Raw genomic sequence first — 16,608 nt, 5'->3', positions numbered from 1 at the left:
GTAAGTACTCACACAGAGTTAATTGCATATCTTCTTTTTCTGTTCCCTACCTCTACTAATAAATTTAAATTTGTACAACTACTTAAGACATATACTCTGAACCAGCTAGATAATTTTTGTAGATGTCTTGAGGCTACTGCGGTAGAGCCAATAACTGATTGCTGCTAAGATTTCGTTAATGGTAGCAACGACAACGTTGGGATAAATTGGTATCCCAACAATTAAGGGTAGGGGTTCATCAGGTAATGCACTTAGGCTAGTACCAGGAACTAATAAGGTTGCGAAGAAAAAAGGTGTCCAGAAAAGTACAGGAACTAAAGTTGCAACAGTCACACTGATATCTGGTTCTAGCGATCGCCTCCACAGTAACCAGAGGGCAACTACCGATAAACTACTAAGTAGCCACAACATCACTACATCATGGAATCGGGCATGAGGTACCCAAGTGGGATTGAAGATATGGGTGGCATTCCAATCAACAGCTACAGAAACCACTGCTGTATTCACAATTACAACTGAAAGCAAAATCCGGCTCAGTTTTTGTTTTGACATGGTATTACTATGTCTTAATTCTCTTCTTCGGTATAGAACTTAACAGCAAAACCCCGAACATCACTCTCGGTATGGCTCTCAACATCTATGGTTTACTTTATAAAATCAGTTAACATTTGTCCCTAGTCCAAAGTTGAAGTTTTACATAGACCACAAGGTGAGTTGATGACTAACTAAGAGATAGGGATATGACCTTAACTTTTGGCTAGTGGAAAAAGTCTGAAGTATAAATAAGGTGTTTCGGTGATGCTTGGTTGTTTTTTACTTCTGCTCAATTGCCAAAAATTAGCCAGATCACTTCACAAGCATTGGAGAATCTACATCTAAAAGCCAATTCTCATCAATAAATTTATGATTTGAATCACAACGTGGACATTTCATAGAGATTCACCCTAATTCATATTCTTATTATGCAACGCCGTTAATCTGGTATTTGGATAGTCTGATTGAGGTTTTGGATGTAAAGTGTATTTGTTTTTGAGTTGTAGTGAAGGTAAATAGGTTCATGCTGATATGGAATCCCAATATATCCTGAAGAGCGGCTACAAAATAAACCAAGTGGTTCGCAGGAATACAGTTTATACTCGTAATTGTCAATGTAAAAAAATTTGATTAGATAATATTTTTGGTTGTTAAAACTGGCACTAGCAGCAATATCATACGTTGTGAAAGCTGCTCCTAAAAAGCTGAAACTGGACAATGCAAATACACATATCCACAGAATAATTTTCCCAGTAGTCGTTTTCCAGCGATTTTTTTTTACTAGAAACGATAGGAAAATTGCAATTGCAAATATAGGTGCCAACAAAGTTAGTGGAGTGGCTACTGGAACAGCCACAGCAAAAAATAATCGCATTAGCCAGTAACTTTGTTGTGAAAGCAGGAACAGTACAAAGGTCAAGCTAGAAAGTATTAGCGCCCCAAAACTGAGAAAATTCCAGAGATTCAAGAATGCCACCTATTTGTCAAAAAAACTACATCAGCATCTTTTTAAGGGAACAGGAACAACGCTTTTCTAGCTAGGCGTTCTTCTTTTCTATATACTATTATGTTACTTGCTAATTGTGCTTCACTCCCTCAAAAACGTTAACTGCATCCGTACTCAATCTCTGCCCAGTATTATGAAAATCTAACGCCTTAAAAATTTTTTGGGGGTTAGAAGATTTTCTGAATCTGAGTCAAACTGCGGTAATTAATGCTGCTAATCAGCGCATTCTTTATTGCAAAGTGACAATCCCACGTTTGAGGGCGGTGATGACTGCTTGAATGCGATCGCTCACGCCCAATTTACTGAGAATATGATTAACGTGATATTTCACAGTTCCTTCGGAAATCTGCAATACCGCCGCAATTTCTTGGTTGGTTTTACCTGTGGACATCAGCCGAATAACTTCTAGTTCCCGACTGCTGAGTTGCAATATCCCCACTCGTTCGGCTAATTTAGCGCCGACGGAAGTAGGAATGTATTTTTGTCCGGTGTTGACGATGCGAATGGCTAAAAGTAATTCATCTGGTTCTGCATCTTTGAGTAAATAACCCTTTGCTCCGGCTTTGAGTCCGCGATAAATATCTTCGTCGCCGTCGTAGGTAGTCAGTACAATGATGTTAGCATTGGCAAATTCTCTACATATAGCGGTAATGGCTGCAACTCCGTCCATTTCTGGCATTCGTAAATCCATTAAGGTGACATCAGGTTGCAGTTGGCGAAATATTTCTACTGCTTGATATCCATTACAAACCTGTCCGACAACTGTCATATCTGCTTCGCGATCAATCATGGCGGCTAAACCTTGGCGGACGACGGGATGATCGTCAACAATCAAGATGCGGATGGGATTGTTGTTAGTCATGGTTTATTTTCGATGAATCAGGATGGTAATTTCTGTGCCTGGTTGTGGCAAACTTTTAATGGTTAATTGGGCTTGGATGCGATCGCTTCTTTCTTTGATTCCCATCAAGCCAAAACCTTTAATCACAGCTAAACTCTCTGGCGCAAATCCCTGGCCATTGTCTTTCACCCGTAAGATAAATTGCGTCGGTTCATACACCAATTCAATCACAATCTCACTGGCAGAAGCGTGTTTAATGGCGTTTGTCAATGCTTCTTGGCCAATGCGTAACAAGTTGTTTTCGATATCGACTGTCAAGGGATAAGTTTCCCCAATCACTTTGCAGATAATCTGAGTATCAATCACCGCCGACATCTGCGTTACTAGGTGATGAAAGGCTGCGGGCAAATTCTGCGTTTCTAAAATTTGGGGACGTAGGGCATTTACCGAACGTCTCGCCTCGGCTAAACCTTCTCGCGCTAGTTCTCTGGCTTGGGTGATGTGTTCTTGTACTTCTAGTAAATCTTGGGGAATGATGCGGGAGGCTGCACCCAATTGGACGATGACACCAGTGAAGGCTTGCGCTAAGGTATCATGAATTTCTCGTGCCATCCGATTGCGTTCTTCTAAAATTGCCGCTTGACGACTTTGTTCCGCGAGATGAGTTAAATGAATAGCTAAGGTGGCTTGCTGTGCTAGGGCGATGATCAATTCAATATTTGGCGGTAAGCTAGTGCGGGGTTCTCGAAAACACAAACCAATGAATCCCAAGGGGCGATCGCCTAAAATTAAAGGTACACGTACAATTGCCCGATGTCCTTGAGCGCGATGCCATTTAATCCTTGAGCCTAGGAGTTTCTTGTCATCCTCAACATTAAAAAAAATGACCTCGCCTTTAAACAGCGCCTCTTGCCAATAAGAAAAAATATTTCCCGAAATTGGCACACGAAATTGAGCCATTTCAGGGGTTGTTTGAATGGGAATTACTTTACCTTCTTTGACATAGCGTTTCATCAGGCTAGTGTTAGTTGATGCGTCATACAGAAACAAAGCGGCGGCATAGGATTTAGCTTGGGCGGAGGCTTCTAGTAAAATATGTTCCCAGAAGGTTTCTAAATCTGGTTCATCTGCCAGGCGATTTACACAGCCACGTAGTGATTCATTAGCTCTGACTAATTCTGCGACTCGTTTTTCTACAGTACTGGCGCGTTCTTGAATCAGATGTGCCACCAACTGTTTGCGATGCAGTGCGGCTCCAATTCCCTCCGCCGCCGTGGTGAGGACATCCATTTCTTGCTGAGTCCAATGGCGCGGCGTGACACAATCATCAAAAGCCACACAACCGATGTAGCGTCCTTCGATGAATAAGGGTACGCCGCCAGATGATTTGATGTTCAGTGATTGAAATTGCTCTTTGATGGGATGGGGCAAGTCATCAACTATATACCACATAGAACGACCTACATATAGTTCTCTCAGCAAAAATTCGGCATCATCATTCTCAATGACTGCCATTGTCGGATGATCAATTTGGGCAGAGATACCTTCCGCTACCCATTCATAGGTGATGCAGTGTTGTAATGTTTGGGTGGCTGGGTTTTGGCGTTCGAGGATAACTTGCACTCGACTCATGTTTGCGACTGTGCCGATCGCTTGTAAAGCTTGAGGAATTGCTAAATCAATATCTTCCGTGTCTAGAAGATTTTTTGTAACTTGAGCAACTACAGACAAGAGGCGATCGCGCTGTTGTAACTCTTGGTTAACTCTTGCTAATTCTTCCGTGCGTTTTTGTTTGGTTTGGCGGATGCGTTGACTCTGAATTGCACTACCAATACAAGCGGCGGCGGTTTTTAACAATGTTAATTCGGCGGTGCTGGGGTGTTTGGCTTGACGACAGTGATCAAAACTCAAAATTCCCCAAAATAGTTCTTCGACAAAAATCGGCACAGCGAACAGTGCTTTTACACCAATTGCGGCTTGTCCACTGCGAAACGGTTCTGGCATTTCTTCTAGCAAACAGCTAATAGTTTCACCTTCGTGCAGTTGTTGATACCATTCTTCAATTCCGGCGTAGGTTCCTTGGGCTGTTGTGGGATGGGAGATTTGAGCAATTATATTCGCTGCATTCCACTCATAAAGCGATCGCCAACCTGGTAAAGTAGACGATGAAATCGGAAAATGTTCAATCACACCCAAGCGATCGCAATCTAAACTTTCTCCCATCACTTGCAAAGCCGTATTCACCGCTTCATCAAAGTTATCGATGGTGAGTAAAGCATTCACCGCTGTAGCTGTGGCTTCTAAAATGCGATCGCCCAAGTTAGAGCGTTTTAACATCTCTCCCTTGTCTCCCTTGTCTATTCATCTATCAAATTGAATTTCGAGAGAATTCTCGGCTTAAGATTTTCATAGTCTTTCGTTAACTTACCGTCAATAAATTTGATCTGCAATCATCCGATGCAAGTGACGGTCGTAAACTAACGGAGGACAAGTGAGCAAGTATTTAAAATTTTATGGCATAAATCAAACATGGCAATGGCTAAGGCAAACTTTTAGACATAAGTTATTTTTGCGCTTATCTGCTGTGGTGCTGGTGACTTTTTTCCTAAGTTTAAGTGTGCATTCTATCGCGGTTCAACCAGTAGCTAATACACCCAGCCCCAAAGTAATTTTAATTTCCCTGGATGGTGCCACACCAGATTTTGTCGAGCAGTATCTTAAAGACGGTGTATTAAATCGCCGCCAAGGATTAGGATTACTCAAAAGACAAGGTGTGTATGCCCAAAGAAATATTACTTGCAGTGCATCTTTAACTGCGGCTTGTCACGTAGCCATTGGTACAGGTTCGACAGCGGCTCGCAATGATATTAACTCTAATACATTTCATTTGGTTGCCAGTCCCTTTACCTCTAACATTAGTGGTTTTGGCGCACCGATTGGCGGTTATTCTACAATCGGCCCTAGCGCCAGTGTACAACCAACAGCAGAACCTGTTTGGGTTGGGCTTCAGCGCAATGGTAAGCAAGTTGTGGCGGCTACCTTTCCCGGCGCAGATGGCGTTGATGTCACAGTTCCAGGTTTAACTAATAGCCCAATTATTCAACCCGCCAGCACAAGAACTGTCTCTTACACCGTTCCCTTTGGGGCGTTTGCGGGGGTAGGTGCAAGAGGTTTTAGTTTAACTACTGCTAACTTTAGTTCTGCTGCTAGTCAAATAGTTACTCAACTGAATAACGCAGGTAGAATTTCCTACAGTCCCATTTTACAAGCAAGTTTAAATGATCAGTTTACTGTTGGTGGTGTCAATTATGATATTCAAGTTGCAGCACTAGATACAACTAACGATCGCCGCAGCAACTATGACACATTAGTATTTTTCGATGCTCAGATTGGGATTCCCACAGATAATTTTAGTTTACCTGCAACTGGCCCGGCTTATGTGAGAGTGCGCGATCGCAAATCTAGTTTATTTTATCTAGAAGGTAGTTCTAATCAAGCAGGTACAGCGTTTTACGTCAGCAATCTTGCCCCAGACTTGAGTACTGTTCGCATTGCGCGTTATTCTGCTAATGCAATTCCCCGCAATCCCGCAGTGCAAACTACTGTCGATGATGTCCTTAGTAACGTTGGTTTTTGGTCTCCTCAAGCTGATTTTCGGATTACAGAACGCCTCAGTCCAGGATTTACAACTTTCCCCGACAGCGAACTAGAAGCAATTTACGAAGACCAAGTGGAACTATTTGTTGATTATCAAACACGACTAGCATTGAGAGCAATTAACCAAAATCCCAATGCAGATTTAGTCATGGTTTATATTGAACAACCAGATGGCTCAGAACACCAGTTTCTTTTAACTAACCGTCGTCAACCTAGTGATCCAACAAATCCATTATCCATTGGCGCAGGACAAGATAGAGCTAAAATTGCGCGATATAGAACATACATCCAGAATGGTTATCAAGCTGCTAATAATGCCGTTCAGCGTATTATCAACGCAGTGGGGACAAATCGCCAAGGCACACCCAACAGTAATATCTTAGTAGTTTCCGATCACGGCTTTGCCCCTTTTCACACAGCCGTTAATTTAAATAACTACTTAAGAAATCGCGGCTTTGATTTAACTAAAGTCCGCGCTGTCACATCAGGGCCAGCCGCCAACATTTATATTAATCTTCAAGGACGTGAACCCAACGGTGTTGTTAGTCGCGCAGAATATATTACTCTGCAACAGCAACTAATCACGGCGTTGCGAGAATTAGTAGATAACAATCCTAATTACTTGCGGGGAAGACAACAAGCAGTTTTTGATTTAATTTACCCGCGCCCATTACCCACCAATGTCAATGATCCAAAATTTGGTTTAGGTACAAGCGAATTTGTGGGTCAAGATACTGGTGATGTGTTTGCAATTATGCGCGAGGGATATAACTTTGACGGTATACAAAGCCCCATCGTCACCCGTTTGGGAGACACCAATAACGCTGTATTTTCTGTACCAAATTTTTACGGGGCGCATGGTTATGATCCCACAATACCAAGTCTTAGCGCTATTTTTTATGCTGCTGGCCCTGACATTCAGCGTCGTGGCAATATCGGCACAATTCGCAATATTGATATTGCTCCAACTATTAACAGTTTACTCAATGTTCCCTCCGCTCCCACAGTTCAGGGTCAAGCACTGAATATCAAGGGAAGAGGTGATAGGTGACGGGTTTATAGAAAAGTAGGTTGGGTGGAGCGATGGCGAAACCCAACAAACAAAACTAATGTAAGATAACACATCAACAATTTAACTTAATACATTCACAATGTGAGGCGACACATTCACAATGTGACTTAATAGATTCACAATGTGAGGCGACGCATTCACAATGTGACTTGGTACATTCGCAATGTGAGGCGACACATTAACAATGTGACTTGGTACATTCACAATGTGATACCAAGATAGTATAGCGGTAGTCAGATATGTTAGGACAATTTGAAAGCTTGAATGCCAGGAATAGTAAGACTTTTCCTTATACTTTCTGCTTTCTGCTATATATCTTTTTAGTCGGAAGTTTCTTATCCCCTTACTCCCCTTGCTGCTTAATAGCTTTCCGCGCTAATTTGACATAGGTTTTCACCGTTTCCGGTCGCATTTGTAAATCATCAGCGATCGCCTCTAATGATTCTCCCATTTCTCGACAAGCTAAGATAGTTGCCCATGTAGAGGCAATTTTATCAGTGCGATCGCCCCCTTGACGTTTGTGTTGGGCTGTAAATAATTCTGTGAGTTCTTCAATTCGTTCTGCCAATATATTAAGTACCTCAATGTGAAGTTATCTTTCCTTAGAGGATGTCTGAGAAGTATTAAATCTTGTGCTTGATCCCCCCTAGCCCCCCTTAAAAAAGGGGGAAAATAAATCAAATTACCCTTTAAAAAGGGGGATTTAGGGGGATCTACAAGTCTCAAATACAACACCAAAAAGTTTTCAGACATCCTCTTACAAATTAAAGCAAAGTATTGCGGCTGATGTTGCCAAAGAATTTCAACTTTATCATCAAGATTGATTATGAATACAGTACAATTAACAGCCAAATTTGAATCAGCATTAGTTTATGCAACTCGTCTTCATGCTAATCAAACCCGCAAAATTAGCGGCGTTCCTTACATCAGTCATTTACTGAGTGTCGCCGCACTTGTTTTAGAAGCTGGCGGAACTGAAGAAGAGGCGATCGCCGCTTTACTACATGATAGTATTGAAGACCAAGGCGGAAAATCTACCCGTGAAGAAATACGTCAGCGTTTCGGTGAGACAGTCGTTACCATAGTCGATGGTTGCACAGAATCGGACACATACCCGAAACCACCTTGGGAGGAACGGAAAAAAAGGTATTTAGAAAATCTGCGTTCTGCTTCACCTTCAATTCGATTGGTATCTTTGGCCGATAAACTACACAATGCTAGGTCATTATTAGCAGACTCACACCAATATGGTAACGGCATTTGGCAAGAGTTTAAAGCTGGAAAAGAAGGAACTATCTGGTTTTACCAACAGTTAGAGCAAGTTTATCTCGCAACTGGCTCAGACTTTCTGACAGAGGAGTTTTCACGAGTCATTCAAAAACTCGGCAATGCAAGTTAAAAATTTGTGGCGTTGTCTAATTTCGGGATGATTTATTTCATGTAGAGGGAGCCAGAATAATGTTCAATTATAATACTCTTCTTTAATGAAGATTGTAATTTATCGGTCGTTGTAGAGACGTTGTATACAACGTCTCTACTTCTTCTTGTTAATTAACCGTTAATAACTTCTCCGCCATTTACATGAATGACTTGACCAGAAATGTAAGAAGCATCATCAGACGCTAAAAATACATAACTTGGTGCTACTTCTTCTGGTTGTCCTGGTCTTTGCATTGGGACTTGTTTACCGAATGTCTCGACTTTTTCTTCAGGAAAGGTCGAGGGAATTAATGGTGTCCAAATTGGCCCTGGCGCTACAGCATTTACCCGAATTTTCTTCTCGACTAAATTTTGGGATAGCGAACGAGTAAAAGCGACGATTGCACCTTTGGTTGCAGAATAATCTAATAGTTGAGGGCTACCTTTATAAGCAGTTACTGAGGTTGTGTTGATGATAGAACTGCCTTGTTTCAAATGTTTTAATGCGGCTTTTGTCAGATAAAACATTGAGAAAATATTCGTGCGGAACGTCCGTTCTAACTGTTCTTTGGTAATATCTTCAATGCTTTGTTGGGGGTGTTGTTCGGCGGCGTTATTTACCAAAATATCCAGTTTACCAAACTCACCTAGCGTTTGTTCTATAGCTTTTTGACAAACAGCTTCATCGGTAATATCACCTGCTATAGTTAACGCCCGTCTACCTTGTTGTTCTACCAAGTTTTTTGTTTCTGTCGCATCTCCATGTTCGTTCAGGTAAACAATCGCTACATTTGCGCCTTCTTTAGCAAATGCGATCGCTACAGCACGACCAATTCCACTATCTCCACCTGTAATTAATGCAACCTTATTTTTTAATTTACCACTACCGCGATACTGCTCATCTTCAGCTTTCGGTCTTGGCTGCATTTGAGATTCAGTTCCAGGTGGTTTTTGTTGCTGTGGTGGTTGTATTTTTTCTGTTTGTGTTGATGCTGGCATGAAATTTTTCCTGATATTATTGTTGTGTTCCTGGATTTAAAATGCCTATAAATAAACCTTGGATCGAAAACTCAAGCCAAGGTTCACTGATAGATTTTGCTTTCACTTACATATAGTAAGCTGGTGCATTTTTACCCCGGATATTAGCCAAATATATTCAACTGACATTAAATCTCCCCACACCCGAAACATGCTCTTAATCTGACCACGGAAAACAAAGTACACAACTTTACTATCGATAAAGAATTTAGGTCTCTTTATCTGTTTTTAAGTTAGCTATTAATTTTGGAGGATTAATCACTCTGAAGATGGAACCAGATTTTCTGGTGACTCAATCTGGAGGAGGAAATATATTCAGCAAAATATTGACAACCGCAGAGACACAGAGAACGCAGAGAGAATGAGAGATTATAGCAATTCCTAAGCACATTAAATACACCCCACCCGCGCTTTCGTGCACCCTCCCCTTGCCAAGGGGAGGGTTGGGGAGGGGTAATTTTGTACCTCACCAGAGTCGGAAACGCTATATTTGCAGAGTGATTTAAAATTACTATGTATTGCCAATTACAGCGCCTTTTATCTTGATGACTACTCAAACGTTGGGTTTGGAAGAAAATTTATATGAATATTTACTATCTGTATCGGTGCGAGAAGCGGAAATATTAACGCAACTGCGCCAAGAAACCGCCCAACATCCAATGGGGAGAATGCAAATTGCACCAGAACAAGGGCAGTTGATGTCTTTGCTGGTACAGTTAATTGGAGCGCAGAAAACTTTAGAAATTGGCGTATTTACGGGCTATAGTACTTTAGTTGTGGCGTTAGCATTGCCAAAAACAGGCAAAGTCGTAGCTTGTGATATTAGTGAAGAGTTTACCGCGATCGCTCGTCGTTATTGGCAACAAGCGGGAGTCGCCGAGAAAATAGACTTACATCTCGCCCCAGCAATGGAGACTTTAGACCGACTGTTAACAGATGGTGAAGCCGAAACTTTTGATTTTGCGTTCATTGATGCTGACAAAAGTAATTATGATGGTTACTATGAGCGATCGCTAAAACTCATACGTCCGGGTGGATTAATTGCTATTGATAATGTTTTATGGTCGGGTAGAGTTGCAGATATCCAAGTACAAGACAATCGCACCAAAAAAATCCGCGCTTTCAATCAAAAACTCCATCAAGATTCCCGCATCACCCTCAGTTTAATCCCAATTGCCGACGGCTTGACCTTAGTACGTAAGAATTAACTCTCAAAAAGACCTTTGCGCCGTTGTGTGAGATAAATAAACAATGTCAGAAATCTTTGCTACCACTGGAACCATCGCCGCGATCGCTACTGCTGTTGTCCCCCAACAAGGTAGCGTTAGTATTGTGCGCGTGTCTGGTTCCCACGCAATGGCGATCGCCCAAACGTTATTTCACGCACCAGGAAAGCAAGCTTGGGAAAGCCACCGCATTCTCTACGGTTATATTCGCCATCCCCAAACCCAAAAACTTGTAGATGAAGCCTTACTACTAGTAATGAAAGCACCGCGTTCCTACACACGCGAAGATGTGGTGGAATTTCATTGTCATGGTGGGATTATTGCTGTTCAACAGGTTTTGCAATTATGTCTGGAAAATGGTGCAAGATTAGCACAGCCGGGAGAATTCACCTTACGGGCGTTTTTGAATGGCAGACTAGATTTAACCCAAGCCGAAAGTATTGCTGATTTAGTCGGTGCGAAATCTGCCCAAGCTGCCCAAACTGCTTTAGCTGGGCTACAAGGAAAATTAGCTCATCCCATCCGCCAGTTACGCGCCAACTGTTTAGATATTTTGGCTGAAATTGAAGCCAGAATCGATTTTGAGGAAGATTTACCTCCGCTGGATGATAAGAGCATTATCTCAGAAATTGACAAGATTGCCGCCGAAATTACTCAGTTATTAGCCACAAGAGATAAAGGTGAATTGTTGCGTACAGGGTTAAAAGTGGCAATTGTCGGTCGTCCGAATGTGGGCAAATCAAGCTTGTTGAATGCTTGGAGCCGGAGCGATCGCGCCATTGTTACCGACTTACCCGGCACAACCCGCGATATTGTAGAATCCCAATTAGTTGTGGGCGGAATTCCTGTACAAGTGCTAGATACAGCAGGCATTCGAGAAACCGCCGACCAAGTAGAAAAAATCGGCGTAGAGCGATCGCGCCGTGCGGCTAATGCTGCCGATTTAGTCTTGTTCACCATCGATGCTAGTGCGGGTTGGACTGAAGGCGACCAAGAAATTTACGCCCAAGTACAACATCGTCCTTTAATTTTAGTCATTAACAAAATTGATTTAGTTGACGAAACTGCAAGCCAACTTCTTCAATCCCAAATCGTTCGACTGAACGCAGCCGAAGTCCAAAATCCCCAGTCGAAGATTTTCACAGCCGCTTCTCAAAATCAAGGCATTGATGATTTAGAAACAGCTATTTTAGCAAAAGTCAAACTCGGAACAATCCAAGCGGCTGATATGGATTTAGCCATTAATCAAAGACAAGCAGCCGCTTTAACCCAAGCGAAAATCTCCTTAGAACAAGTACAAGCTACAATTACCCAACAATTACCTCTAGACTTTTGGACAATTGATTTGCGTGGTGCAATTCAAGCATTAGGAGAAATCACTGGCGAAGAAGTTACCGAGTCAGTTTTAGAGCGAATTTTTAGCCGATTCTGTATTGGTAAATAAAAATAACTACATTATACTCAAAGTACTTTCCCGTCGTTTTTACCGCATGGCTATCTGTAACAATTCCCCAATGTGCTATGGAAATTTTATCTTGAATGCGCTAGGGATGATTACTGGCGGAATGTTGGTTGAAAATTCACCATAGTATAATTGGTAAGCCGGCAATGAAAGAAGCAATACTTGTCCAAAGAGTGAAGCGCTCAAGATTTCCTTCATCTAATGCAAGACTCATTTGTTTCATTGATGATAATAGTCCTGCTAATAGTAGTACAAAGAATGCAAAATATCTCACAGCAATCATACTTTGTCCTACTTTGAATCAAAGTAAACATAATAGATTTTTAACAGCCAATACCACCTTTTTCTGTGGTCTATTTAGCCGTTTTACTGCCAGTTTCATCTTTCCATCACCATTTTAAAAAAGTAACATCAAAAGTAATTAAGACTATTAGAAGTGCGTTGTCTGATGTTGACAGAAAAATCAGATGGAGCTAATGCTGCTTATCAATTGGGTTATGAAAATTTCTCACAGTTCAGCCGCGCATATTTTCGGATGTTCGGTACGCCACCGATTAAGGATTTTGAAGGTTTAATTAGTTCGTCACAAATAAACCTAACTCGTTAAGATGGTCATTTTTTACTTAATGACAGTAGGAGGATTAACTCTATAACTTTGACTACTTTTTGTGTTTTGTAAATTGTTCTAAATAGACGGCAATCGCATCATAATTCTGTTACATCTTTGTTAAGAAAAGTTACAAATCTCTTAACACAAGGAAATATTTTTATGGAAGTCTCAGGTGATAAGAATGCACTACATCAAGTTGTCATTGTCGGTGGTGGCTTTGGTGGGCTATATACAGCAAAGACTCTGGGGAAAGCCAATGTAAGTATTACTCTCATCGATAAACGTAACTTTCATTTATTTCAGCCACTTTTATATCAAGTTGCCACAGGTACTTTATCACCTGGGGACATTTCCTCGCCGTTACGAGCCGTATTTAGCAAAAGCAAGAATACACAAGTGTTGCTAGGAGAAGTCAAGGACATTAATCCAAAAGCGCAACAAGTTATTTTGGATGATAAAGTAGTTCCTTATGACACATTAATTGTCGCTACAGGTGCTAACCATTCTTATTTTGGTAAAGATCACTGGAAAGATGTTGCTCCTGGCTTGAAAACTGTTGAAGATGCTATCGAAATGCGTCGCCGGATATTTGGTGCATTTGAAGCAGCAGAAAGCGAAAATGATCCCGAAAAACGCCGTGCTTGGTTGACCTTTGTGATTGTAGGGGGTGGCCCGACTGGTGTAGAATTAGCAGGTGCGATCGCCGAGTTAGCATACAAAACCCTCAAAGAAGATTTTCGCAGCATCAACACCTCAGAAACAAAAATTTTACTATTGCAAGGGGGCGATCGCATCCTCCCACACATTGCACCAGAGTTGTCAGAAGTAGCAGCAGCATCCTTGCAAAAGTTGGGTGTGGTTATCCAAACTAAAACCCGCGTAACAAATATTGAAGATGACATCGTTACCTTCAAAAAAGATGGTGAAGTAAAAGAAATTCCCTCAAAAACTATATTGTGGGCAGCAGGTGTCAAAGCCTCTCCAATGGGACAAGTTCTCGCAGAACGTACAGGTGTAGAATGTGATCACGCCGGACGTGTGATTGTAGAACCAGACTTGAGTATCAGGGATTATAAAAACATTTTTGTAGTTGGAGATTTAGGTAACTTCTCCCATCAAAATGGTAAACCCTTACCTGGTGTAGCACCCGTAGCCACACAACAAGGAGAGTATGTAGCTAAACTGATTAAACGACGGCTTAAAGGTCAGACTTTGCCCCAATTTCATTACAACGACGTAGGTAGTTTAGCAATGATTGGGCAAAATTTAGCTGTTGTAGATTTAGGCTTAATCAAACTCCAAGGTTTCGTTGCTTGGGTATTTTGGCTATTAATTCACATCTACTTCTTAATCGAGTTTGACACTAAATTACTAGTAGTATTTCAGTGGGCATGGAATTATATTACTCGTAATCGTCGCTCTAGATTGATTACAGGGCGGGAAGCTTTTGTCGAAGCAAAAACTGTTAATGTACAATAGCAATCCTAAATTAGTTGTAAAAACTACTTGTTAAGGCAGGGAATAGGAAAGAATGACGTACAAATGTACTTTGTTTTTTCACCCAGGAAATAGGACTGCTATAGATATAGTATTGAATTCATTGCCAAAGTAGCTTATTGCGGATTTCTCAGTTTTTGTTGTAATCTGAGTGTCTCTATTTCTTGGCTTTGTTGTTCCCTGATTCTATCTCTTAGCAATGGCTCAAACTGTTGTTGCCTGAGTTGATTTTCGATACGAAATTGTTCGAGTCGATGTTGTTGTTGTAGTCTATTTTCATCTTGTCGTTGTCTAAATCTTTCCCAGAGTTCTTGAGAAGTCGATTGTTTCTTCACTTGTTTTATTGGGTGATTTATGTACTGTGGTTTTTGGGCTATCTTCTGATTAGTTCCAGCCTGTACAGGAGAATAAACTCCTAAATTTGTTGTCAGAATAACAAGTAGTAACCCTGATTTTATTGGCAATGAATTATTCATACAGTTTTCTCAAAACTTGAATAGAACAAAAGTATTACTAAATCCAAATAGAATGATAAAAGACGACTACTTTGATTTTCGTCCCGACTTAGGTGGTGTTCTGTGTTTACCGAAGTATTTCTCGCTCCGATAACGCAACCACACACGCAACACTTGTGGAATCTGCTCTTTTTCTTCTTTAGTCAGTTTGTTGTAAAGAGCTAATGCGCGTTCACGCTCACCCCGACAAGCAGCATTGTTATGAGCATCCCAATAGCTACGGGCTACCCGAATTCGCCGACAGACTTCTTTAATTAATGCTTCACCTACAAGTGGAGTTTCGTGCTGTGCCATTTGAGGATATAGGAATTCTATAAGTGATTGCTAATGCTATCGTAGCGATTTAGACGAAGTATTAGCAATCGCAACCCAACTTTTATTGCTTGATTCAGAGGTTACTAGAATATTTAGTTAATGTTGTTGGTAAGTGTAGTATTAAAGTTATTGCTCTGGCGGCCATAAATAAAGACATAGAGAGCCATAGTAGGTGACTATTATGGAAATACCAAGCTGTAATAGCCAATGGAATAAACCCGATCGCTGTGGCTTGAAGCATTGCTTGGCGGAGTATATGTCCTTGGGTTAATCCTAAAAAATAACCGTCTAGTGCATAAGCAATGGAACCAAATCCTAAAACTGGTAATAACCAAGGAACATAAGCACGCAAGTTATTGATAATTTCAGTATGATTTGTCAATAATCTTAGCAGTGATTCTGGAGCTAAAATAAATCCACCAGCAAAGGTTAAGCCTATAATCAAACTGCTGATGAGAGAAATTTTTAAAAGTTGTTTTAAAGAACTAGTATTGCCACTACCTTGATAAATTCCTGCTAAACTTTCAGTAGCGAATGCTAAACCATCAATAAAATATGCTGACAAGCCAACAATTTGCATAAGTATAGTGTTGGCTGCTAAAATTTCCGTCCCAAATATAGAACTTAAATTGGTAAACATTGCCATTGTTGATATCAAGGCAAAAGTCCGCAGAATAATTTCTCCATTGAGAATTAAGGCTGATTTTAAGGCGGACAGGTCAAATAGTTTTTGCTTTAAAGCGCGTATCTGTCTTAAGGAAACTTCTGGATAACATAGCGCAATACCTACTATGAGCATGAGATATTGGCTGATGGCTGTTGCTAAACCTGCGCCTCTACTTTCCCATCCCCATTGCACAATAAATAGATAATCCAGTAAGACATTTGCACAGTTACTAACAAATGAAAGTAACAACACCTTACTACTTTTTGCCTGACCCAAAAACCAGCCAATTAAGACAAAGTTAATTAGTGTTGCTGGCGCACCCCAAACTAAAGCATTATAGAATTCGACACCAGATTTCTTAACTTCTGGTGTTGCACTTAAAATTGCAAAACCGATTATTTGTAAAGGGTGTTGCAAAATAATAATGGTAAGACCTAATATCAAGGCTAAAATTCCATGCTGTAACCCAATTAACAGCACTGATTGATGATCTTTACGTCCTATCGCCTGTGCAACCATTCCGGTTGTACCCATACGTAAAAAACCAAATGTCCAATAAATATAGTTGAATAAAATTGTTGCTAGTGCTACACCTGCTAAATGCCGAATTTCGGTTAAATGTCCTAAAAATATGACATCTAATAGTCCAGCTAAGGGAACCATTAAGTTTGACAGCACATTTACAGATGCAAGTTTGACAAAATGGCGGATGAATGCTGAATCTTGAGCCAAAATAAATAATATGAGTA

General features: G+C 40.9%; 14 protein-coding genes and 1 pseudogene. 7 read left to right on the top strand and 8 right to left on the bottom strand.

What is annotated here, in order from left to right; all coding sequences use genetic code 11:
- Positions 1–105: 105 nt before the first annotated feature.
- Positions 106–552, bottom strand: coding sequence for a DUF6640 family protein (locus IQ244_RS00860; protein ID WP_193889172.1), 447 nt, complete (start codon positions 550–552; stop codon positions 106–108).
- 665 nt (positions 553–1,217) lie between these two features.
- Here IQ244_RS00860 and IQ244_RS00855 point away from each other — a divergent pair.
- Entirely contained in the window at positions 1,218–1,418 is a 201-nt protein-coding gene (locus IQ244_RS00855) for a hypothetical protein (RefSeq protein ID WP_193889171.1), read from the top strand.
- A gap of 351 nt (positions 1,419–1,769) precedes the next feature.
- Here IQ244_RS00855 and IQ244_RS00850 read toward each other — a convergent pair whose 3' ends face one another.
- Positions 1,770–2,402 carry a response regulator gene (locus IQ244_RS00850; RefSeq protein ID WP_193889170.1) on the bottom strand — a complete coding sequence of 211 codons (633 nt, stop codon included), beginning with the start codon at positions 2,400–2,402 and terminating at the stop codon, positions 1,770–1,772.
- A 3-nt stretch (positions 2,403–2,405) separates the two neighbouring features.
- Entirely contained in the window at positions 2,406–4,718 is a 2,313-nt protein-coding gene (locus IQ244_RS00845; RefSeq protein WP_193889169.1) for a GAF domain-containing protein, read from the bottom strand.
- A gap of 154 nt (positions 4,719–4,872) precedes the next feature.
- On the opposite strand from IQ244_RS00845, the gene IQ244_RS00840 reads away from it, so the two are divergent.
- Positions 4,873–7,089: an alkaline phosphatase family protein gene (locus IQ244_RS00840; RefSeq protein WP_193889168.1), complete on the top strand. Its 2,217-nt coding sequence runs from the start codon at positions 4,873–4,875 to the stop codon at positions 7,087–7,089.
- A gap of 364 nt (positions 7,090–7,453) precedes the next feature.
- Here the strand turns inward: IQ244_RS00840 and IQ244_RS00835 are convergent.
- Positions 7,454–7,684 (bottom strand): annotated as a pseudogene (locus IQ244_RS00835) (CRISPR-associated endoribonuclease Cas6); the annotation flags it as partial.
- Positions 7,685–7,936: 252 nt separating this feature from the next.
- Between IQ244_RS00835 and IQ244_RS00830 the strand changes: the two are divergent.
- On the top strand, positions 7,937–8,509 hold the full coding sequence (locus tag IQ244_RS00830) for an HD domain-containing protein (RefSeq protein ID WP_193889167.1): 573 nt from the start codon (positions 7,937–7,939) through the stop codon (positions 8,507–8,509).
- A gap of 152 nt (positions 8,510–8,661) precedes the next feature.
- Here the strand turns inward: IQ244_RS00830 and IQ244_RS00825 are convergent, their stop codons facing one another.
- On the bottom strand, positions 8,662–9,528 hold the full coding sequence (locus IQ244_RS00825) for an SDR family oxidoreductase (protein ID WP_193889166.1): 867 nt from the start codon (positions 9,526–9,528) through the stop codon (positions 8,662–8,664).
- Positions 9,529–10,112: 584 nt separating this feature from the next.
- Between IQ244_RS00825 and IQ244_RS00820 the strand changes: the two genes are divergently transcribed.
- The 4 genes from IQ244_RS00820 to IQ244_RS00805 all read left to right on the top strand — a co-directional run bounded on the left by IQ244_RS00820 (position 10,113) and on the right by IQ244_RS00805 (position 14,344).
- Positions 10,113–10,775: a class I SAM-dependent methyltransferase gene (locus IQ244_RS00820; RefSeq protein ID WP_193889165.1), complete on the top strand. Its 663-nt coding sequence runs from the start codon at positions 10,113–10,115 to the stop codon at positions 10,773–10,775.
- A 43-nt stretch (positions 10,776–10,818) separates the two neighbouring features.
- Positions 10,819–12,237, top strand: coding sequence for a tRNA uridine-5-carboxymethylaminomethyl(34) synthesis GTPase MnmE (gene mnmE / locus IQ244_RS00815; RefSeq protein ID WP_193889164.1), 1,419 nt, complete (start codon positions 10,819–10,821; stop codon positions 12,235–12,237).
- Positions 12,238–12,703: 466 nt separating this feature from the next.
- Positions 12,704–12,862 carry a hypothetical protein gene (locus IQ244_RS00810; protein ID WP_193889163.1) on the top strand — a complete coding sequence of 53 codons (159 nt, stop codon included), beginning with the start codon at positions 12,704–12,706 and terminating at the stop codon, positions 12,860–12,862.
- Between the two features lie 162 nt (positions 12,863–13,024).
- Positions 13,025–14,344: an NAD(P)/FAD-dependent oxidoreductase gene (locus IQ244_RS00805; protein ID WP_193889162.1), complete on the top strand. Its 1,320-nt coding sequence runs from the start codon at positions 13,025–13,027 to the stop codon at positions 14,342–14,344.
- Between the two features lie 134 nt (positions 14,345–14,478).
- On the opposite strand, the gene IQ244_RS00800 is transcribed toward IQ244_RS00805, so the two are convergent.
- From IQ244_RS00800 to gntT, 3 genes are all read right to left on the bottom strand, one after another.
- Positions 14,479–14,838, bottom strand: coding sequence for a hypothetical protein (locus IQ244_RS00800; protein ID WP_193889161.1), 360 nt, complete (start codon positions 14,836–14,838; stop codon positions 14,479–14,481).
- Positions 14,839–14,904: 66 nt separating this feature from the next.
- Positions 14,905–15,171 carry a Precorrin-3B methylase gene (locus tag IQ244_RS00795; protein ID WP_193889160.1) on the bottom strand — a complete coding sequence of 89 codons (267 nt, stop codon included), beginning with the start codon at positions 15,169–15,171 and terminating at the stop codon, positions 14,905–14,907.
- A gap of 94 nt (positions 15,172–15,265) precedes the next feature.
- Positions 15,266–16,591 carry a guanitoxin biosynthesis MATE family efflux transporter GntT gene (gene gntT, locus IQ244_RS00790; protein WP_228058652.1) on the bottom strand — a complete coding sequence of 442 codons (1,326 nt, stop codon included), beginning with the start codon at positions 16,589–16,591 and terminating at the stop codon, positions 15,266–15,268.
- Positions 16,592–16,608 lie beyond the last annotated feature (17 nt).

Origin of the sequence: Nostoc sp. LEGE 06077 (assembly GCF_015207705.1) — a bacterium.
Classification (GTDB): Bacteria; Cyanobacteriota; Cyanobacteriia; order Cyanobacteriales; family Nostocaceae; genus Nostoc_B.
This window is presented reverse-complemented; position numbering and strand designations above follow the sequence as displayed.